At 66.2% G+C, this 20240-nt stretch carries 15 protein-coding genes; 5 read left to right on the forward strand and 10 right to left on the reverse strand.

Annotated elements, in window-relative coordinates:
- The first annotated feature begins 129 nt into the window (after positions 1 to 129).
- From CEY08_RS08265 to CEY08_RS08275, 3 genes are read left to right on the forward strand one after another with little or no spacing between them, the layout of a single operon-like run.
- Complete coding sequence (locus CEY08_RS08265) at positions 130 to 1857, forward strand: acetolactate synthase catalytic subunit (RefSeq protein WP_076817237.1); 1728 nt, start codon at positions 130 to 132, stop codon at positions 1855 to 1857.
- Positions 1854 to 2609: a 3-oxoacyl-ACP reductase gene (locus CEY08_RS08270; protein WP_063639371.1), complete on the forward strand. Its 756-nt coding sequence runs from the start codon at positions 1854 to 1856 to the stop codon at positions 2607 to 2609. Before CEY08_RS08265 ends, CEY08_RS08270 begins: the two co-directional genes overlap by 4 nt.
- A gap of 38 nt (positions 2610 to 2647) precedes the next feature.
- Entirely contained in the window at positions 2648 to 3607 is a 960-nt protein-coding gene (locus CEY08_RS08275) for a tripartite tricarboxylate transporter substrate binding protein (RefSeq protein ID WP_076817239.1), read from the forward strand.
- A gap of 15 nt (positions 3608 to 3622) precedes the next feature.
- Here CEY08_RS08275 and mutY read toward each other — a convergent pair whose 3' ends face one another.
- On the reverse strand, positions 3623 to 4693 hold the full coding sequence (mutY, locus tag CEY08_RS08280) for an A/G-specific adenine glycosylase (protein ID WP_063960420.1): 1071 nt from the start codon (positions 4691 to 4693) through the stop codon (positions 3623 to 3625).
- Between the two features lie 168 nt (positions 4694 to 4861).
- Between mutY and CEY08_RS08285 the strand changes: the two genes are divergently transcribed.
- Together CEY08_RS08285 and CEY08_RS08290 are read left to right on the forward strand one after the other, a co-directional pair.
- The gene (locus CEY08_RS08285; protein WP_076817241.1) at positions 4862 to 8473 is read left to right on the forward strand and encodes an indolepyruvate ferredoxin oxidoreductase family protein; all 3612 of its coding nucleotides are present in this window, start codon (positions 4862 to 4864) and stop codon (positions 8471 to 8473) included.
- Between the two features lie 853 nt (positions 8474 to 9326).
- A complete protein-coding gene (locus tag CEY08_RS08290; protein ID WP_042795459.1) occupies positions 9327 to 10208 on the forward strand; it encodes a LysR family transcriptional regulator in 882 nt (293 codons plus the stop codon).
- A 25-nt stretch (positions 10209 to 10233) separates the two neighbouring features.
- On the opposite strand, the gene lpdA is transcribed toward CEY08_RS08290, so the two are convergent.
- From lpdA to CEY08_RS08335, 9 genes are read right to left on the reverse strand one after another with little or no spacing between them, the layout of a single operon-like run.
- The gene (lpdA, locus tag CEY08_RS08295) at positions 10234 to 11631 is read right to left on the reverse strand and encodes a dihydrolipoyl dehydrogenase (protein WP_076817243.1); all 1398 of its coding nucleotides are present in this window, start codon (positions 11629 to 11631) and stop codon (positions 10234 to 10236) included.
- A gap of 8 nt (positions 11632 to 11639) precedes the next feature.
- Positions 11640 to 12902 (reverse strand): pyruvate dehydrogenase complex dihydrolipoamide acetyltransferase, encoded by a 1263-nt coding sequence (locus CEY08_RS08300; protein ID WP_076817246.1) that lies wholly within the window; start codon positions 12900 to 12902, stop codon positions 11640 to 11642.
- A 10-nt stretch (positions 12903 to 12912) separates the two neighbouring features.
- On the reverse strand, positions 12913 to 13404 hold the full coding sequence (locus CEY08_RS08305; RefSeq protein WP_076817248.1) for a VOC family protein: 492 nt from the start codon (positions 13402 to 13404) through the stop codon (positions 12913 to 12915).
- Positions 13401 to 15584, reverse strand: a complete 2184-nt coding sequence (locus tag CEY08_RS08310) for an alpha-ketoacid dehydrogenase subunit alpha/beta (protein ID WP_076817250.1) — start codon at positions 15582 to 15584, stop codon at positions 13401 to 13403. The genes CEY08_RS08305 and CEY08_RS08310 overlap by 4 nt, the downstream gene beginning before the upstream one ends.
- Positions 15585 to 15619: 35 nt before the next feature.
- Positions 15620 to 16408, reverse strand: a complete 789-nt coding sequence (locus CEY08_RS08315) for an SDR family NAD(P)-dependent oxidoreductase (RefSeq protein WP_076817253.1) — start codon at positions 16406 to 16408, stop codon at positions 15620 to 15622.
- Positions 16409 to 16445: 37 nt separating this feature from the next.
- Complete coding sequence (locus CEY08_RS08320; RefSeq protein WP_076817255.1) at positions 16446 to 17165, reverse strand: ABC transporter ATP-binding protein; 720 nt, start codon at positions 17163 to 17165, stop codon at positions 16446 to 16448.
- Positions 17162 to 17914, reverse strand: a complete 753-nt coding sequence (locus CEY08_RS08325; protein WP_076817257.1) for an ABC transporter ATP-binding protein — start codon at positions 17912 to 17914, stop codon at positions 17162 to 17164. Before CEY08_RS08325 ends, CEY08_RS08320 begins: the two co-directional genes overlap by 4 nt.
- Positions 17911 to 19179, reverse strand: coding sequence for a branched-chain amino acid ABC transporter permease (locus tag CEY08_RS08330; protein ID WP_042795451.1), 1269 nt, complete (start codon positions 19177 to 19179; stop codon positions 17911 to 17913). Before CEY08_RS08330 ends, CEY08_RS08325 begins: the two co-directional genes overlap by 4 nt.
- The gene (locus CEY08_RS08335; protein ID WP_076817259.1) at positions 19176 to 20117 is read right to left on the reverse strand and encodes a branched-chain amino acid ABC transporter permease; all 942 of its coding nucleotides are present in this window, start codon (positions 20115 to 20117) and stop codon (positions 19176 to 19178) included. Before CEY08_RS08335 ends, CEY08_RS08330 begins: the two co-directional genes overlap by 4 nt.
- Positions 20118 to 20240: the final 123 nt, after the last annotated feature.

Raw genomic sequence — 20240 nt, forward strand, 5'->3', positions numbered from 1 at the left:
CGGGGCTGGCCGCGCATGGCTGATTTTACCGTCGCCCCGGTCGTCGAATTTATATTTTGTAAAAAATAAAATGATTGACCGCCATTCGAGACGCCGTCTATATTTTATAAAATATAAACAGGAGACGAGATGTCGACGTTGCACCCCTTGGCCGCGCCCGGCCTCACCAACCATGGCACGGTGGCTCACCTGATCGCGAAAGCGCTCATCCGTCACGGCGTCACCCATGTATTCGGCCAAAGCCTGCCCAGCATGCTGCACCTGGCTTGCGAAGAGCTCGGCCTGACCCAAGTGGCGTACCGCAGCGAAAACGCCGGCGGCTACATGGCGGACGGCTATGCCCGCATTACCGGCAAGCCCGCTATCGTCACGGCCCAGAACGGCCCTGCTGCGACCCTGCTGGTGCCGCCTCTGGCCGAGGCCCTCAAGGTATCGATACCGGTGATTGCGCTGGTGCAGGATGTCAATCGCGATCAGACCGACAAGAACGCTTTCCAGGAGTTTGACCATCTAGGCTTGTTCTCGTCCTGCACCAAGTGGGTACGCCGTGTCACCGAGGCCTCGCGGGTCGAGGACTACGTGGACCAGGCATTCGCGATTGCCTGCTCTGGCCGGCCGGGGCCGGTCGCGCTGATGCTGCCCGCGGATCTGCTGACCGAGGCCGCGGCCGCGACGCAGCGGCAGGCGAACCTGGGGTATTTCCCCTTGGACCGCAATGTGGCGGCCGATGATGCGGTCCAGGCCGCAGCCGACCTGCTTGCCGGGGCTCAACGGCCCGTGATCATCGCCGGGGGCGGTGTGCATGTGTCCGGCGCCAGCCAGGCCCTGGCTGCCTTGCAGGAATCAGCGCATCTGCCGGTGGGCACCACTGTGATGGGCAAGGGCAGCGTCGACGAGCGGCATCCGCTTTCGCTGGGCGTGGTCGGCTACTTCATGGGCCCCAACAGCGCCAGTCGCGACCTGCGCCCGTTGATCACCGATGCCGACGTGGTGTTGCTGGTGGGCTCGCGCACCAACCAGAACGCGACCGACTCCTGGAAGCTCTATCCGAAGAACGCCCGCTACATCCATATCGATGTCGACGGCGCTGAAATCGGCCGCAATTACGAAGCGCTGCGCCTGGCGGGAGACGCGAGGGAAACGCTGCTGGCCTTGCAGCGCGCGCTTGCCAGCCGCGACCTGTCGGCCGCCCAATCGCGCCGGGCGGGGCTCGAGGCCGCCATCCAGGCCGGCCGCGCTTCCTCCTGGGAAGCATCGCGCGCCGTGCGCCTGTCCGACCAACAACCGATTCGCCCCGAACGCCTGCTGGAGGAGATCCGCCAGGACGTGGACCAGGACACGATCGTGGTGGCGGATGCGAGCTATTCGTCCATCTGGATCGCCAACTACCTGACGTCCCTGGCGCCGGGCATGCGTTTTCTGACGCCGCGGGGCTTGGCCGGTCTGGGTTGGGGCTTCCCCATGGCCATGGGCGCCAAAGTGGCCAGGCCGGACGCGCACGTGGTCTGCGTCGTGGGCGACGGCGGCTTCGGCCATGTCTGGTCGGAGCTGGAAACCGCAAGACGCATGGGCATCAAGGTCACGCTGGTCGTGATCAACAACGGCATTCTCGGCTTCCAGAAGCATGCCGAAAACGTCAAGTTCGGCACCCATACGTCCGCCGTGCATTTCCACCCTGTGGATCATGCTGCGGTAGCGCGGGCGGCCGGCTGCCTGGGCGTGCGCATCGAGGCGCCGGCTGATCTTGCCGGCGCGCTGCGCGAGGCCCGCCGTGCCGAGCTGACTACCCTGATCGAAGTCATGTGCGATGAAAACGCGTTCCCCCCGATTACCTTTTTCACGGCGGAACAGGCATGAAAAAAGACCCTAGCAAAGTCGCGCTGGTAACCGGCGCGGGACGCGGCATCGGCCTGGAGGTTGCGCGTCTTCTATTGGACAAGGGCTACCGCGTCGTGGCGGTCAGCCGTGAGGGTGTCGACGCGCAAAAGCTGGGAGGTCCATCCGATCGGCTGCGCACGGAATGCGCCGATGTGACCGATTACCCCGCCATGCAGGCACTGGTGGAAAGTGCGCGCGAAACCTGGGGGCCGGTGTCGGTATTGATGAACAACGCGGGCATTTCGCCCAAACAGGCGGACGGCAACTCCTCGGGCATTCTGGACATCACACCGCAGGAATGGGAATCCGTGTTGCAGGTCAATCTGACGTCCATACTCCGGCTATGCCAAATGGTGTTGCCCGCCATGCGAGACCAGGGTTGGGGGCGCATCGTCAACGTGTCTTCGCTGGCTGGCCGGGCTAAATCCCTGGTAGCCGGCGGCAGCTACATGGCCTCCAAGGCGGGCGTGCTGGGCCTGACCCGCGCGATCGCGGCGGAGATGGGCCCGCACGGTATTACCGCCAACGCGATTACGCCGGGCCGGATCCTGACGGAGATGGCGCAGCAGGCCGCGCCGTCGGTGAACGAAAACTACGCGGCGCAGATTCCCGTGCGCCGTTTGGGCACTCCCGAGGAAGTCGCGTCGGCCATGGTTTTCCTGGCCGGGGAAGAGGCCGGATTCATCAATGGCGCAATCCTCGATATCAACGGCGGCTTCTACATGCCTTGAGCAGACAGCCCCTATACAAAAACCAACAGGAGACAAGCATGAAAGGAGTATCGATGCTGGCGGCGTTCGCCGCCGCCACTGCGCTGTGCGCCGCAGCCGCGCCAGCCTGGGCATGGCCCGACAAGGAGGTCACGCTGACAGTCAATTACGGGGCAGGCGGCAATACCGACGTTGCGAGCCGTGAGCTGGCGCGCGCGATGGAAGCGGATCTGGGACGCGCGGTGGTGGTCTTCAACCGCCCTGGCGCCTTGGGCACCATCGGCCCGGCCTATGTGGCCAAGCAGCCCGCGGACGGCTACAACGTGGGCGTGGTGACGCTGTCGTCCATTGCCATCATGCCGCATCTGATGACCATCCCCTATGCCGCCCGCGACTTCGAATTCGTTGTGGCCTACGGCCGCTACCGCTATGGCGTGGTGGTGCGAGCGGATTCTCCCTACAAGAGCGTTGCCGACTTGGTCGCGGCTGCCAAGCAAGGTCCTGGCATTTTCTTTGGCGCGCCTTCCGCGCCCAACAACCTCGCCATGTTCGACCTTGGACGCGTTACCGGTGCAAAGTTCGAGCAGGTGTCGTACAAGTCCGGCAGCGAGACCGTATCGGCCCTGCTGGGCAAACAGGTCGATGCCATTGTGCAGAATCCTTCGGACGTGACGAGCTACATCCAATCCGGCCGGTTGCGCCTGCTGGCATCCGCGAGTCCCATTCGCTGGCCCGAGTTTCCGGACGTGCCCACGCTGAAAGAAGCTGGCTACGACGTGGAAATCGATTCCTGGCTGGGGCTGGCGGTGCCCAAAGGCACACCGGAACCGGTGCGCACGCGCCTGGAACAGTCGGCAAAAGCGGCGGTGGCTTCGGATCGTCTGCAGCAGACCTACAAGCAATTGGGCGTGGACCCGGTGTGGCTGTCGGGGCAGGACTACGCCAAGATGGTCGATACGACCTACGAGCAAATGGGCAGAGCCATCAAGGCAGCCAATCTGCCGCGCATGACCAACTGAACGACGCGCCGCCGCTCAGTCCCTGAACAAGCTGTCCTGCACGCCCGCTTCGACCAGCCCCTGCAACAGCTTCTTCACGGGCGCCGGCAGCGCCACTGAGCCCAGTTCTTGCGCCGGCACCCAGCGTTCCGGCCTTGCCGATTCGCGCAGGCCGGCGGCTCGCACGGCCACGAGCCAGGGGCGGATGTGCAGGCGGTAGTGCGTGAAGGTATGGGCGAAAGCGGCCAGTTCGAAGCGCTGTTCAGGTTCCAGGCCCAGTGCGCGCGAAGCGCTTTCCGGGTCTTGCGACACGTCGAACTCCGGCAGGCTCCAGAGCCCGCCCCAGATGCCGGGCTCGGGCCGTTGCTGCAGCAGGAACGCGCCCTCGTGCCGAAGCACCAGCATACAGGTCTCGCGTTCCGGGATCGCCTTGCGCGCCTTGGGCGTGGGCAGTTCGGCCTGGCGGCCTTCGCGCTTGGCCACGCAACTGGTCGCCACGGGGCAGGATTCGCAAGCGGGCTTGCCGCGGGTGCATAGCGTGGCGCCCAGGTCCATCAACCCTTGCGTATAGGCTGCCATGTCCAGCCCGGGCGCGGCCTCGACCTGCGCGTCGGCCAGCGCCCACAGCTTCTGTTCGACCTCACGCTTGGCCGGATCGCCGGCGATGCCGAAGTGCCGCGTGAACACGCGTTTGACGTTGCCGTCCAGGATGGGAGAGCGCTCGCCATAGGCAAACGCGGCGATGGCCGCGGCGGTGGAGCGGCCGATGCCGGGCAGCGTGGCGATCGCTTCGGCCGTGGGCGGAAAACGGCCGCCCCAGTCGCGCGCGATTTCCTGCGCGCAACGGTGCAGGTTGCGCGCCCGGGCGTAATAGCCCAGCCCGGCCCAATAGGGCATGACGTCTTCCTGGGCGGCTGCCGCCAGCGCGGCTACGTCCGGGAACCGCTGCAGGAAGCGCTCGTAATAAGGGATGACCGTCGCCACCTGCGTCTGCTGCAGCATGATCTCCGAGAGCCAGATGCGGTAAGGATCCCGGGTGTTTTGCCAGGGGAGGTCGTGGCGGCCGTGTTGGCGCTGCCAGTCGACGATACGAGGGGCGAAGTTCATGGCGGCAATTATCGCATCGCCCTATTGCCCGGGGTGGGGCGACCGGTTACAACCGATGGAAACAGAAGCGCGCCAGCGCCCGCAATTCACGTCCCTTGCTCGCCCGCGTGCGCTTCAAGAGGGTGTCGCGCGAAGCCGGCCGGGGTTCCTGGATCCCTTGGAGTAGACATGAACGCTCCTGTTACGCCTGCCTTGCGTGCCGCGCTTGAATCCGTGCAACTGGACGACAAGTACACCCTGGAGTCCGGGCGCGCCTGGATGAGCGGCATCCACGCCCTGGTCCGCCTGCCCATGATGCAGCGCGTGCGCGATGCGCGCGCCGGCCTGAACACCGCGGGCTTTGTGTCCGGCTACCGAGGTTCTCCGCTGGGTGGCGTCGACCAGAACATGTGGAAGGCGGCCAAATACCTGAAGGCCCACCACATCGAATTCCAGCCCGGCATCAACGAAGACCTGGCCGCCACCGCAGTGTGGGGATCGCAGCAGGTCAATCTGTTTCCCGGTGCCAAGTATGACGGCGTTTTCGGGATGTGGTACGGCAAGGGACCCGGCGTGGACCGCTGCGGAGACGTCTTCAAGCACGCCAACGCGGCGGGCACGTCGCGCCACGGCGGTGTGCTGGTGGTGGCGGGGGACGACCACCCCGCCAAGTCCTCGACGCTGCCTCACCAGAGCGACCACATCCTCAAGGCCTGCATGATCCCCGCCTTGTTTCCTTCCAGCGTCCAGGAAGTGTTGGACTATGGCTTGCATGGCTGGGCGATGAGCCGCTATGCGGGCGTATGGGTGGGTATGAAGTGCATTACCGACATCGTCGAGGTATCGGCTTCCGTGGACGTGGATCCTCACCGCGTGGAGATCGTGCTGCCGCAGGACTTCCTGTTGCCGGCCGACGGCCTGAACATCCGGTTGCCCGATACGCCGCTACAGCAGGAAGCCCGCCTGCTGGACTACAAGCTCTATGCCGCGCTGGCCTATGCCCGCGCCAATAAGCTCAACCGCGAGCTCTGGCAGGTGCCGCAGCGCGATGCGCGCTTCGGCATCATGACGTCGGGCAAGGCTTACCTGGACACGCGCCAGGCGCTGTCGGACCTGGGCCTGTCCGAAGCGGTGTGCCAGCGCATCGGCCTGCGTCTGTTCAAAGTAGGCATGGTCTGGCCGCTGGAGTCCACCGGCATGCAGCGTTTTGCGGAAGGCCTGGACGAGATCCTGGTGGTCGAGGAAAAGCGCCAGGTGCTGGAATACCAGCTGAAGGAGGAGTTGTTCAGCTGGATCGGCAGCGGCAAGAAGATTCCGCGCGTGGTGGGCAAATTCGACGACAAGGACGGCGGGGAATGGTCGGTGCCGCAAGGCAATTGGCTGCTGCCGGCGCATTACGAGTTCTCGCCCGCGATGGTGGCGCGCGCGATTGCCGCGCGTTTGCTGCGCTTCGAATTGCCTGAAAATGTGCGCGCCGGTATCGAGGCTCGTCTGGCCTTCATCAGCGGCCGTGAACAGGCGCTGGCGCGCCCGCGTGTCGTCGAAGAACGCAAACCCTGGTTCTGTTCGGGGTGTCCGCACAATACCTCGACCCGCCTGCCGGAAGGCTCGCGCGGGATGGCGGGCATAGGCTGTCATTACATGGTCCGGTGGATGGACCGAAGCACCGACGTCTACACGCAGATGGGCGGCGAGGGCGTGCCGTGGGTTGGGCAGGCGCCGTTCACCGAGGAAAAGCACGTCTTCGCCAACTTGGGGGACGGCACGTATTTTCATTCGGGCCTCTTGGCGATACGCGCGGCGGTGGCGGCCAAGGTACCCATCACGTACAAGATCCTGTTCAACGATGCGGTGGCGATGACGGGCGGGCAGCCGGTAGACGGCCCCTTGAGCGTGCCGATGATCAGCCGCCAGATGGCGGCCGAAGGCATCGACAAGATCATCGTCGTCACCGACGACACAGAGAAGTATCAGCGCATCGAAGGCATGGCGCCCGGCGTTCCGGTCAGGCACCGCGACGAGCTGGACGCGGTGATGCGCGAACTGCGCGAGCATCCCGCGGTGTCGGTGCTGATCTATGACCAGACCTGCGCCACCGAGAAGCGCCGCCGCCGCAAGCGCAACGCGTACCCCGACCCGGCTCGCCGCGTGCTCATCAATGAGCGCGTGTGCGAAGGCTGCGGAGACTGCTCGCAGAAATCCCATTGCCTGTCGGTGGAACCCTTGGATACAGAGTTCGGCCGCAAGCGCACGATCAACCAATCCAGCTGCAACAAGGATTTTTCCTGTCTGAAGGGCTTTTGCCCCAGCTTTGTCACGGTGGAAGGCGGCAAGCTCAAGAAGCCGGGCGCGCTGGCTCAAGACGGCGCCATCGACGACGACGTGCCGCATCCGGCCGCGCGAGAACTGCATCAGCCATACGGCGTCTTCATTGCGGGCGTGGGCGGAACGGGCGTGGTGACCATAGGACAGCTCTTGGGCATGGCCGCGCACCTGGAAGGCAAGGGTTGTTCAGTGCTGGATATGGCGGGGCTGGCGCAGAAGGGCGGCGCGGTGTATTCGCACGTGGTGCTTGCGCAAACGCCCGACCATCTGCTGAACACCCGCGTCGCCATGGGCGAGGCCGATCTGCTGCTGGCTGGCGACCTGGTCGTAGCCACCAGCGCGGAATCCATGGCACGGGTGAATCCTGAGCGCACGCGTGTGCTGCTCAACAGCGACACGGCGCCCACCGCCGCTTTCGTCAGCAACCCTGACTGGACGCTGCCGGGCGCCAACCTGACCACGGACCTGGCGGCTGCCTGCGGCAAGGAGCACCTGGCCACTGTCGACGCGGCCGCGCTGGCCGTGGGCCTGTTGGGCGACGCGATCTATTCCAATCCGCTGATGATGGGCTATGCCTATCAGAAGGGCTGGATTCCGCTGTCGCAGGATGCGCTGTTGCGCGCCATCGAGCTGAACGGCCAACAGGTGCCAAACAACCTCGCGGCCTTCGCCTGGGGCCGCCGCGCCGCGCACGACCTCACAGACGTGAAGCGCCTGATCGCCAATGGCGGCGCGCCCTCTCAGCCGGAGGGCATCATCGAGCTCAAGCGTCCACGCGCACCCAGCCCCGTGCTGGAACTGAAGAAACCGGCCGGCGAGCTGGAACGGTTGGTGATGGTGCGCAAGGCTTTCCTGACCGACTATCAGAACGAGGCCTACGCCCGGCAATACACCGAACTGGTGGACAAGGTGGCACGGGCCGAGCGCGAGGCCACAGGCACCAACCGGCTGGCGCTGGCGGTCGCACGCTACTACTTCAAACTGATGGCCTACAAGGACGAGTACGAGGTGGCGCGGCTGTACACGGACGGCGAGTTCCTCAAGCGCGTGCAGGCGCAGTTCGAAGGCGATTGGAAGCTGCGCTTCCACCTGGCGCCGCCGCTGTTTGCGCGCCGCGACAACGACGGCCATCTGATCAAGCGCAGCTACGGTCCCGGAATGCTGCGAGTCTTTGGGCTGCTGGCGCGGATGCGCAGGCTGCGCGGCTCAAGATTGGACCCTTTCGGCTACACGGCCGAGCGCCGCGCGGAACGCGAACTGATCCGCGAATATCGCGAGACGGTGACGGCGATCCTGTCGAAATTGAATCGCGGCAACCTGGAGCGCGCGGTGGCATTGGCTAGCTTGCCCGAGGACATACGGGGGTATGGGCATGTGAAGGAGGCGGCGATGGCGAAAGTGGCGTTGCGGAGGGAGGAGTTGCTGAAGGGGTTTAGTGCGACGGTGGTTTCTATCGGGGGGGCTAGGGTGGCTTGAGGTGTTGGCTATTTGCTTTTGGCTCTGTTGCGGGGAGGGTTCTTAACGCGCCCGCCGCTTCGGGGGCGTGCGGGGCGCGGGGCAACGATTGCGGTCCGGAGCCTACGCTCCGGACTCCCCCTGCGTCATCCTCGTCCGCCTTCGGCTCCCTACGGATTCCCTCGGGCTTATCGACGCCCCGCGCCCCGCACGCCCCCGAAGCGACAGGCTCGGCCGGAGTATCTTCCCGGCCGTTGGGGCGAGTCGTTTGCTTGGCGTTTTTGCACGCACCTGGGTGTGGTGGCGTGTCTTGCGGGGCCCGCCCCAGGTCGGCCGCGCGGGCGGCCTTTTGGGGCTTACGCGATGTCTTGCGTCCAAGGATGACGCTGCGTGCTGGTGTGAGTCCGCTTCCTATTATTCATACTGCGCCCCTGCTGGCAGCCGCAGCGAATCAAGCCATCGACGCCCTCGTATGACGCAAGACACTGCGTATGCTCCCAGAGGCCGCCCGCGCGGCCGGCCGGGAGCGGGCCCCGCAAGATCTTTCGCCAAACCCCGCCGGTGGCGAGTACCCCGCGCAAGCCTTTCGTCCCAGCACCCGTGAAGATGGATGCAACGGAGCCCGGTGTAGCGGTGGCCTGCGGGACGCGGGGCGTCGATAAGCCCGAGGGAATCTGAAGGCAGCCGCCGCAGGCGGCAACGAAGATGACGAAGGGGGAGTCCGGAGCGTAGGCTCCGGACCGCAATCGTTGTCCCGCGTCCCGCAGGCCACCGCTACATCGGGCGTCTAAAGAACCACAATCGCGACTGAACAAATCCCCTCTATCCAAGCACTACCTCTATACAATCGACCGACACACCAAGGAGCCCCCCTATGTCCCTGAACTCTGACGCGCTGCGCCTCTTCCTGGGCGTGGTGGATGCCGGGTCTATCAGCGCCGCCGCGGAGCTGCTGGGGCACACGGCATCCGGCGTCAGCCGCGGGCTGTCGCGCCTGGAGGAAGACCTTGGCGTGATCCTGTTGAACCGCACCACCCGGCGCATGGAACTGACCGAGGAGGGCAAGCACTTCCTCCCCAAGGCCAGGCATATCGTTGCGTCGCTGGATGAGGCTGAAGACTGCATGCGCATGGTGCACCAACGTCCGGCGGGGCGCTTGCGGATCGATGCTTCTGTGCCCGTCATGTTGCATTGCGTGGTGCCGCTGGTGGCGGAGTTCCGGCGCGAGTATCCGGCCATTACGCTGGAACTCACCAGCAACGACCGCATCGTGGATCTCATGGAACACCGCACCGATGTCGCGCTACGCATGGGGCCGCTCACGGACTCTACCTTGCATGCGCGCCCGTTGCGCCCTTCGCCGCGTTGGGTGATGGCCAGCCCGGATTATGTGGCCCGGCGCGGCGCGCCGGAGACTGTCGAGGACTTGGCGGCGCATGAGCTCTTGGGATTCACCCAGCCCGAAAGCCTGAATGTCTGGCCCTTGCGTCACGCAGGAGGATCCAGCTACCTGGCGGTCCCCACGTTGGCCACCTCCAGCGGCGAGACGCAGCGGCAGCTGGCGGTGCGCGGCGTGGGCATCGCTTGCCTCTCCGATTTCGTGGTGCGAGAGGACGTCAAGGCGGGCCGGCTGGTGAAGCTGATGGAATCCGCGCACTCGGACTACCTGCAGCCCATGCACGCGGTGTATCACCGCAATACGCAGCTTTCGCGGCGCATTGCCTGCTTCCTCGATTTCTTCGCGGCGCGGATCTGATCCCGCGCCGCGCCTTGCCTTGCGCCTAGGCGTGCAGGGCTCGGCCGAAGGCCGATAGCACCGACTCGTGCAGCGTTTCCGACAACGTCGGATGGGCGAAAACGGTGTGCATCAGGTCTTCCTCGGTGGCTTCCAGCGACGCCGCCACGCCATAACCCGTGATCAGCTCGGACGCTTCAGGGTGGATGATGTGCGCGCCCAGCAACTCACCGCTCTTGGCGTCGAATACCGTCTTGACCAGCCCCTGGTCTTCGCCCATGGCGATCGCCTTGCCGTTGCCGGCGAAGGTGAACTTGCCCACGCGGACGTCGCCGCCGGTCTTCGCGGCATGTTCGCGGGCGCGAGCCTCGCTCATGCCGATGCTGGCGACCTGCGGATACGAATACGTGCAGGCGGGAATGCGCAGCGGATCGATGGGGTGCACGGGCTTGCCGGCGATGGCTTCCACGCACAGCACGGCTTCGTGGCTGGCCTTGTGGGCAAGCCACGGAGCGCCGGCCACGTCGCCGATGGCGTAGACGCCGGGTTCGCCCGTGCGGCAGTGGCCGTCGGTGACGATATGCGTCTTTTCCACCTTGACCCGAGTCTGCTCCAGGCCCAGGTTCTCGACGTTGCCAACGATGCCGGCAGCGACGATGACGCGGTCGATTTCAAGCTCGCTGCGCTTGCCCTGCTGATCCAGCACCACCTTGACGCCGCTTGCCGTGAGCGAGGACGAAGTCACCGCGCATTGCGTCATGACGCGGATTCCCTGCTTCTCAAAGGATTTTCGCGCCAGCGCCGAGATCTCCGCATCTTCCTGCGGCAGGATCTCCGCGGTCATGTCAATCAGCGTGACCTCGGCGCCCACGGCGCGATAGAAGCTGGCGAACTCCGCGCCGATGGCGCCTGCGCCAACCACCAGCAAGGACCTCGGGATCTCGGTGGGGACCAACGCCTGGCGGTACGCCCAGATGCGTTCGCCCACGGGCAACGCGGGCAGTTCGCGCGCACGCGCACCGGTGGCCAGCACGATGTGCTTGGCCGACAGCGCAGTGCCATTGTCCAGCGTCAGACGGCCGGCGCCGGCCAGCTTGCCGCTGGAGGCAAACACGGTCACACCGTTTTTCTTCATCAGGTGCGCCACGCCCTGGCCCAGGCGGCCCGCTACCTTGCGCGACCGCGCCACCATGGCGGCCAGGTCCGGGCGCGCATCGCCTGCGCCCGATACGCCATAGTGCGCGGCTTCACGGCACGCGCGCAGTACGGTGGCGCTGTGCAGCAGCGCCTTGGTGGGTATGCAGCCCCAGTTCAGGCAGATGCCGCCCAGCTCGGCGCGTTCCACCAGCGCGACCGACATGCCGAGCTGCGCCGCGCGTATGGCGGCGACGTAGCCGCCGGGGCCGCCGCCCACCACGGCAAGATCAAACGTAGTCTTGGTCATGGCTGGTCTCACAGCAGGATGCGCACGGGGTTTTCGATCAGCGCGCGGAAGGCGGCCAGCCAGCGCGCACCCACCGCGCCGTCCACGACGCGGTGATCGGCCGACAAGGTCACTGTCATGACGGTAGCAGCGACGAGTTGGCCTTCGCTGTCCACGACCGGACGCTTTTCAGCCGCGCCCACTGCCAGGATGGCCGCCTGCGGCGGATTGATGATGGCCGCGAATTGGCTGATGCCGTACATGCCCAGGTTGCTCACGGTCAGCGAACCGCCCGTGAATTCCTCAGGCTTCAGGCGATTTATCTTGGCACGGCCGGCCAGCTCGACGATTTCGCCGGCGATTGCGGACAGCGGCTTGACGTCCGCGTCGCGCACGATGGGCGTGACCAGGCCGCCGTCGGTCGCCACCGCCACGGAGATGTCGGCGCCAGCGTGGTATTCGACGGCGTCCTCTTGCCAGCTGGCATTCACTTCCGGCACTTCGCGCAGGGCCAGCGCGGCCGCGCGCACGATGAAGTCATTGACCGAGAGCTTCACCGTTCCGCCCTGGTTCGCTTGGGCGCGCAGCGCCAACAGCGCATCCATCCTGCAATCCACGGTCAGGTAGAAGTGCGGCACGTTTTGCTTGCTTTCGGTGAGGCGGCGCGCGATGGCGCGGCGCATGCCGGTGTGCGGCACGCGGCGCGACGCCGCACGGCCAGCCAGCGGAGCCGCGGCAGAGGCCGGAGCGCGGTCACGGGCGGCCTCCACGTCGCGGCGCACGATGCGTCCATGCGGGCCGGTGCCGGTCACGCCCAGCAGGTCGACATGCCATTGCGCGGCCAGGCGGCGCGCCAGCGGACTGGCGAACAGGCGTCCGCCGGGCACCGGAGCGGCGCTTGGCGGATTCGAGATTTGTGACGGAGTGGCGGGAGCCGTCGGCGCTGGGGCCGTGACAGCGGCGGGCGCCGGTTCAGGCGCGGGCGCCGCCGCAGGCTGCGCCGCAGCGCCGGCTTCCGCCAGGGCGCGGTCAATGGCGGATGCATCTTCGCCTTGGGCCAGCAGTACGCCGATCACCGTGTTCACCGGCACGGACGCCGCGCCGGCCTGAATCACGATCCGGCCCAGCACGCCGGCTTGCTCGGCGTTGATTTCGACGATGGCCTTCTCGGTTTCGATTTCAGCCAGCGCGTCGCCCACGGCGACTGTATCGCCTTCTTTCTTGAGCCACTGGTGCAGCGTGCCGCCCGAGGTGTCGGCGGCAACGGAGGGGAGCTTGATAAGGTGTGCCACGATGTTCGTCCTATTCTGCGGCGCTGTACAGGTCGGGCCGGTAGCTGGCGGGATCGTCGTACCCGACCAGTTCCAGCACATTGCCTTCGGGGTCGCGGAAGAACGCCAGCCAGGTGCCGGGCCGCACTTCCATCGGCGCCGGCGCGCTGTCGAAAACCACGCCTTGCGCTTCCAGGCCGCGCACCACGGCGGGCAGGTCGCGCACGATGAAGGTCAGGTAGGTGGCGCCCTGGCGGTCCAGGATGGCCGCGCCGCGCGCGGCGGCCTCGGGCGCGGCGGCGGGCTGTAGCAGTTTGATGCGCTCGCCGTAGCTGGTCTGCAGCCGGGCCACGTCGTAGCCGTGGCGCGTCAGGCCGGTGGCCTGGGCCTTGTCGGCCGGGACGGTCACGCGGTTGATGAGCTTCAGGCCCAGCACGCCGGTATAGAAGGCCAGCAGTTTGTCCAGGTCGGCGCAGCAGATGCCGACCTCCATCGGCACGGTCATGTGCAGCGGGACGCTCATGCCTGCTCTCCCAAGTCGGCCAGCACGTCGGCCAGGCCGGCCATGACTTCCTCGGTGTCCGCGAACGCGGCGCGCTCCAGGACCTTGGAAATGCTGGGCGAGGCCTCGCCGCCCGTCACGCGCTTGACGGGCTGATCCAGCCAGTCGAAGTAGCGGCGCTGGATTTCGTCGGCCAGCATGGCGCCATAGGACGTGCCGCGCGCGCCCTGTTCCACGATCAGCACGTTGTTGGTCTTCATGATGCTGGCGCCGATGGTGTCCCAGTCCAGGCTGGCGCGGTCCAGCGTGCGCAGGTCGATGACCTCGGCGTCCACACCCGCGGCCTCGGCGGCCTTGAGCGCGCGGCTGACCATGGACAGGTAGGTCAGGATGGTGACCTTGCCGCCCGCGCGGCGCACGCGAGCCTTGCCGAACGGGATCGCGTAGTCCAGGTCGTCAGCGGGCACCTCGCCCGAGGACGCATACAGGTCCACGTGCTCGATCACCAGCACCGGGTCCCTGGAGGCCAGCGCGGTGTTCATCAGGCCCACGTATTCATAGGGCGTGGACGGCGCGACGACGCGCCAGCCAGGAGCCGTTGCGAAGATGCCCGCCGGATCCATCGAATGCTGCGAACCATAGCCCGTGCCCATCGCGACCTTGGTGCGCAGCACGAAGGGCACGTCGATGTCGCCGCCGAACATGTGGCGGGCTTTGCCGATCTGGTTGAAGATCTGGTCCGCCGCAACCCACATGAAGTCGGGATACATGAATTCCACGACCGGCCGATAACGGCCGTCCATGGCCAGGCCGCCGCCCAGCCCGGCAAAGGCGTTTTCGGAAATGGGGGTGCCCAGCACGCGGTCAGGGTACTTATCCTTCAGGCCGCGCGTAGCGCCGTTGGTGCCGCCCTTCAGGCGGTGCACATCCTCGCCCAGCACCACCACGCCCGCGTCGGTCTCCATGCGGCGGTCCAGCACGTCTGCCACCGCATCCACGAACTTGCGGTCGGCGGACTGGCCGGCATAGTCGGCGGCTTCCTGGTAGCGCAGGCCGGTCAGTTCCGAGCCATCGCTGCGCAAGCCCACGTCGCGGAAGTCCGGGCTGGGCCAGAGGTCGGCGCGCACGCGGCGCTTGCCGCCTTCGGCGGCTTCGGTCAGGCGGCCGGCCACGTCCTTCATGACGTCCTTGCAGCGCTGGCGCAAGGCGTCCACTTCGGCCTGCGTGACCAGCTTGCGGCCGATCATCTCCGTAGCGATCTTGTCCAGCGGATCGCGGCCGCGCCATTGCGCTTCCTCGTCCTTGCTGCGGTAGCCGAAGGCGCTGCCAGGGAAGGGGCCGTTCTGGTGGAAGAAGCGGTACACGTCGACTTCGACGATGGTGGGGCCATTGCCGGCGCGCATGTGCGCCACGGCTTCGGACATGGCGATGTGGACCGCCAGCGGATCCATGCCGTCAACCTTCCAGGACGGAATGTTGAAGGCCAGGCCGCGCGCCGACAGTCGGGGCTCGGCGGTGGACTCTTCCACGGTGGTGGACACGGCGTAGCGGTTGTTCTCGATGAAGAAGCACAGCGGCGTCTTCCACGCCGCAGTCAGGTTCATGGTTTCCAGCACTGAACCGATGTTCACCGCGCCGTCGCCGAAGTAGGTCACGGCGACGCGGTCGGTGCCGGCGTGCTTGTGCGCCCAGCCCGCGCCTGCGGCCAGCGGAACGCCGCCGCCCACGATGGCGTTGGTGCCCAGCGCGCCGGCTTCCAGCCAGCGCAAATGCATGCTGCCGCCGCGGCCGCGGCAATAGCCTTGGGCCAGGCCCATGATTTCGGCCAGGGTCTTTTGCAGGACCTCGTCGATGGCGGGCGTGAGCGGATTGCGCGGGTCCAGGCCCAGCGGCGCGACATGTTGCAGGGCCTTCGCCAGGAACTGATGGTGGCCGCGGTGCGATCCGTTGATCTGGTCGCCCGCGCCCAGCGCCAGCACGGAGCCGACCGCGCCGCCTTCCTGGCCCACGGACGAATGCGCGGGGCCGTGGACCAGGCCTTCGGCGGCGAGCTCCAGCACGGCCTCTTCAAAGGCGCGGATCCAGTGCAATTGGGTCAGCATGGTGCCGAGCAGGGCGGGATCCGCCTGCTGCCAGTCCTTGGCATCTACCGTCAGTTGCCGCCAGGGCGCCTGGGGCTCAAGCGGTTGGTGGGTGGCCATGAGTGAATCTCCAGAGATAGGTATGCGTTTTGCGGTTAGAGGTAGCTGTAGCGGCTCCAACCGCCATCGGCCACCAGGGTGTGTCCGTTGATGTACGAGGCCTGGCGCGAGGCCAGGAAGACCGCCAGGTCGGCCATTTCGGCCGGTTGGGCCAGGCGGCGCAGCGGCGTGCGCTGCTTGAGGCGTTCGGGGTCGAGACGGCCGCGAGCGGCCAGGTCGCGAACCAGGTCCGTTTCTACGTAGCCCGGGGCCAGCGCGTTCACGCGCACGCCCGCCGGGCCCCATTCCACGGCCAGGGTCTCGGTCAGCAGCACCACCGCGCCCTTGGTGGCGCAATAGGCGGCGCGGTCGGGCGCGGCCACGACGCCATACATCGAGGCCAGGTTGATGATGGCGCCGGCGCCGGCGGGCACCATGCGGCGGCCGGCGGCCTGGGCGCACAGGAACACGCCGGTCAAGTTGATGTCCACGGCGCGGCGCCATTCGTCCACGGTGACGTCCAGCGTGGGTTTGTTGGCCGATACGCCCGCGTTGTTGACCAGTACGTCGATACGGCCCCAGGCTTGTTCGACCTGGGCAAAGGCGCGTTCGACGGCGTCGGCGTCGGTGACCGATGCCTGCACGGCCAGGGCCTCGCCGCCCAGCGCGACTAGGCCGGCGACGGCGTCGTCCAGGGCGGCCGCGTCCATGTCCAGCAGCGCGACGCGCGCGCCTTGCCGCGTGAACGCCTGCGCCGTGGCCAGGCCTATGCCTTTGGCGCCGCCGGTGATGACGACAGTCTGGCCGCGCAGGTCTGGATGGGTGACTTCCGGGGTGTGATCCACGATGTTTGCCTTTTTGACTATGTATGCGCGCCGGCGGTCACACCGCCAGCCATTCCTGGACCACGTCCTGGCGTTCATGCAGTTGCGCGGGCGGTCCTTCGAAAACAATGCGGCCATGGCCCATCACGCTGACGCGCGTGGAGACCTTCAGTGCGATGGTCAGCTTCTGCTCCACCAGCACCACGGAAACGCCGCGCTTGTGGATGTCCCGGATCACGTCGGCGATCACTTCCACAATCTTCGGCGCCAGGCCTTCGGTGGGTTCGTCGATCAGCATGACCTTGGGGTTGCCCAGCAACGAGCGGCACATGGTCAGCATCTGCTGTTCGCCGCCCGACAGGTTGCCTGCCTTGGTGCCACGGCGCTCTTTCAGGCGCGGGAAGTAGTCGAACATCTGTTCGGTCGACCAGTAGGGCGCGTCGTCGCGCCTGGGTTGTTCGCCCATGCGCAGGTTCTCGTCCACCGTCAGGTTGGCGAATACTTCGCGCTCTTCGGGGACGAAGCCCAGTCCGGCGCGGGAGATTTCGAAGGGGCGTTTGTTGGTGATGTCGCGGCCTTCGATGGCGATGCTGCCGCCAGTGACATCCACCAGGCCCATGATGCTCTTCATGGTGGTGGAGCGACCGGCGCCGTTGCGGCCAAGCAGGCTCACGACTTCGCCGCGGCCGACGGTCAGGTCGATGCCGTGCAGGATGTGGCTTTTGCCGTAGTGGGCATGCACGCCTTGCAGGCTCAGCAATGGGGATTGCGTCGTCATACCGTTTCCTCTCCCAGGTAGGCTTCGCGCACGCGGGCATCGCCGCGGATTTCGGCCGGCGTGCCGGTGGCGAGGATTTCACCGTAGACCAGCACGCTGATACGGTCGGCCAGCGAGAACACCACCTGCATATCGTGTTCCACGATCAGCAGCGTGCAGTCGCGCGTCACGTCCTTGATCAGCTCCACCGTGTAGTCCACCTCATGCTGGGACATGCCCGCCATGGGCTCGTCCAGCAGGACGACTTTGGGACGCGAGGCCAGCGTCATGCCGATTTCCAGCGAGCGCTGTTCCGAATAGTTCAGGTCGCCGGCGGCCGTGTGCTGCTTGTCGGCCAGGCGTACTTTTTCCAGCAGGCGGTCCACGTCTTCGTTGACGGCGCGGTTACGCGCGATCGGACGCCAGAAGTTGTAGACGAGGCCGTGCATGCGCAGCACCGCCAGGCGCAGGTTCTCGCGTACCGACAGTCGCGGGAACACATTGGTGATCTGGAACGAACGTGCCAGGCCGAGGCGGTTGATGCGTTCCGGCGGCAGGCCGCCGATGGAGCGCGACCGCAGGCTGATGTCGCCCGAGGTCGGCGCGAACGAGCCCGACATCAGGTGGAACAAGGTGGACTTGCCCGCGCCGTTCGGGCCGATGACGGCGTGGCGTTCGCCGGCCTGGATGTTCAGGTTCACGCCGCGAATGATCTGCGCGTCGCCAAAGGACTTGCGCACGTCGGTCAGGGTCAGGATTTCGTGGCTCATTGTGCGGCCTCCAGCGTGGGAGCGGCTTGGGCGTCGTCGCGCCACAGGGCCAGCGCCCAGCGGCAGGCAACGAGGCCCGCGGCGAACAGCGCCAGCGGAATCAGCCAGGTCGACGGCGCCAGCGGCGCCCAGTCGTGGCCGAACAGCGGAATGTCGGGCCAGCCGGCTTCGGGATTCATCGCCAGCAGCGAACGGTAGTCGCGGGCGAACATGCGTTGCAGCATTTCCACCGTGAAGACCGTGGCGCAGGTCAGCAACAGGCCGCCAGCAACCGACACCGTGGCGCGGGGTAGCCAGTTGGCCAGGCCGCGCTCGCGCAGCGACCGCGCAGCGCCCTGGACCAGGCCCACCAGGCCATCCGGCACGAACAGCATCACCAGCACGAACAGGATGCCCTGGTACAGCAGCCACGAGCGGGTGATGTCGGCCAGCGTCTGCGACAGAAAGGTCAGGATGGATGCGCCGAGCACCGGGCCGAGGAAGGCGTTGACGCCGCCGATGTAGGCGAACAGCACGGCATCTGTGGACAGCTTCACGTCGAACAACACATAGTTGCCCGCTTCGATATTCAAGGCCTGCAAGCCTCCGGCAATGCCCGCGAACATGGCTGACAGCGCAAACACCAGGGTCTTCAGCGTGTGCGGGCGGTAGCCCAGGTAACGCAGGCGGTTGGCGTTCTCGCGCAGGCCCAGGGTCAATCGCCCCAGGGGCGTGCGGGTCAGGCCGTAGAGCGCGGCCAACGAGACCAGCACCCATGCCAGCACCAGGAAGTAGACCTCGATGTCGGAACCGAAAGTGAAGCCCCAGGCTGGCATGCGCATGGCGGACACGCCCGCCTCGCCGCCGAACACCCCCTTGAGGTGCGGCGCCAGCGCATGCAGCAGTTCGGCCAATGCCAGCGTGATCATGGCGAAGTACACGCCCGAACGCATGGTGGCGAACCAGCCCGCGACCAGGCCGAACAACAGTCCGGCCACGCCGCCGGCCAGCGGCATCAGCGGCGTGGGCAAGAGGCCCGCGCCACCCAGCGCATTCATGGCATGGATGGTGGCGAAGGTGCCTACGCCAAAGTAGGCGGCATGGCCGAAGGACAGCATGCCGCCCTGGCCGGCCAGCAGATTGAATGCGCAGGCGAACAGCGCGGCGATCAGCATCTGCACCGCTGCCACCAGTTGGCCCGGAGGCAGCAGCCAGGGCAGCGCGCAAAGCGCGGCCACGCACAGGATGAGAAGGAGAATGGCGGAAGTACGGCGGGGTTGGCTCATGCCTGTTCTCCCTTCAGGCCGGAGGGCTTGACCAATAGCACCACCAGCATCAGCAGGAACGGCAGGGTGGCCGCCAGGCTGGAAATTTTCACGGTCATCAGGCCGCCAACGCTCTCGGCCCAGTCGCCCGCGCCAAACAGGCCGAACAGGGAGGCCAGGCTGGCATCGATGCCCACCGAGAAGGAACTGATCAACCCGATCAGCAGCGAAGCGATCATGGCGCCTTCAAGCGAGCCCAGCCCGCCGACGACCACCACCACGAAGACCAGCACGCCCAGCTCGAGCGCCATGTTGGGATTGGTGGTGTAGAAGGCGCCCGCCACCGCGCCCGCCAGCCCGGCCATGGCCGCGCCCACGCCGAACACGCTCATGAAAACCAGCGGCACGTTATGGCCCAGCGCTTCGGCCATGCGCGGACGGTAGATGGCCGAACGCACGACGATGCCCACGCGGGTGCGCGACAGCAGCAGGTAGATGACCGCGAACATCGCCAGCGACACGCCGCCCATCAGCAGGCGATAGAAGGGATAGTCCGCGTCGAATACACGGAAGGCGGCGAAATTGAGGAACTGCGGCACGCGGTAGTCCACCGGGAAGTCGCCATAGAACAGCTTGATCAGCTCTGCGACGATGAAGGCCAGGCCGAAGGTCACCAGCAGTTCCTGCGCATGGCCGAACTTGTGGACGCGGCGCAGGAAAAAGCGCTCGACGCCCATGCCGAGCAGGCCGGCGATGATGGTGGCAAGGACCAGCGCGGTCCAGAAGCCGGTGACCGGCGTCAAGGTATAGGCGGCATACGCGCCTATCATGTAGAACGATGCGTGCGCGAAGTTGAGCACGCCCATCATTCCGAAAATCAGTGTCAGGCCTGCCGACACCATGAATAGCAGCAGGCCGTAAATCACGCCGTTCAACAGCGAGACGGTAAAGTATTCCATGTCCGCTCCAGTATTCGCTAAGACGACGGATGTCTTGCGAGCGATTGCGCACCGGGTTTTTCCGGCCCGCGCCGGGGGTGCGCTTATTGGGGTTTCCAGGGGCGATGACGGGTTGCGCGCGGC

Origin of the sequence: Achromobacter insolitus, assembly GCF_002209555.1 — a bacterium.
Lineage (GTDB): Bacteria > Pseudomonadota > Gammaproteobacteria > Burkholderiales > Burkholderiaceae_B > Achromobacter > Achromobacter insolitus.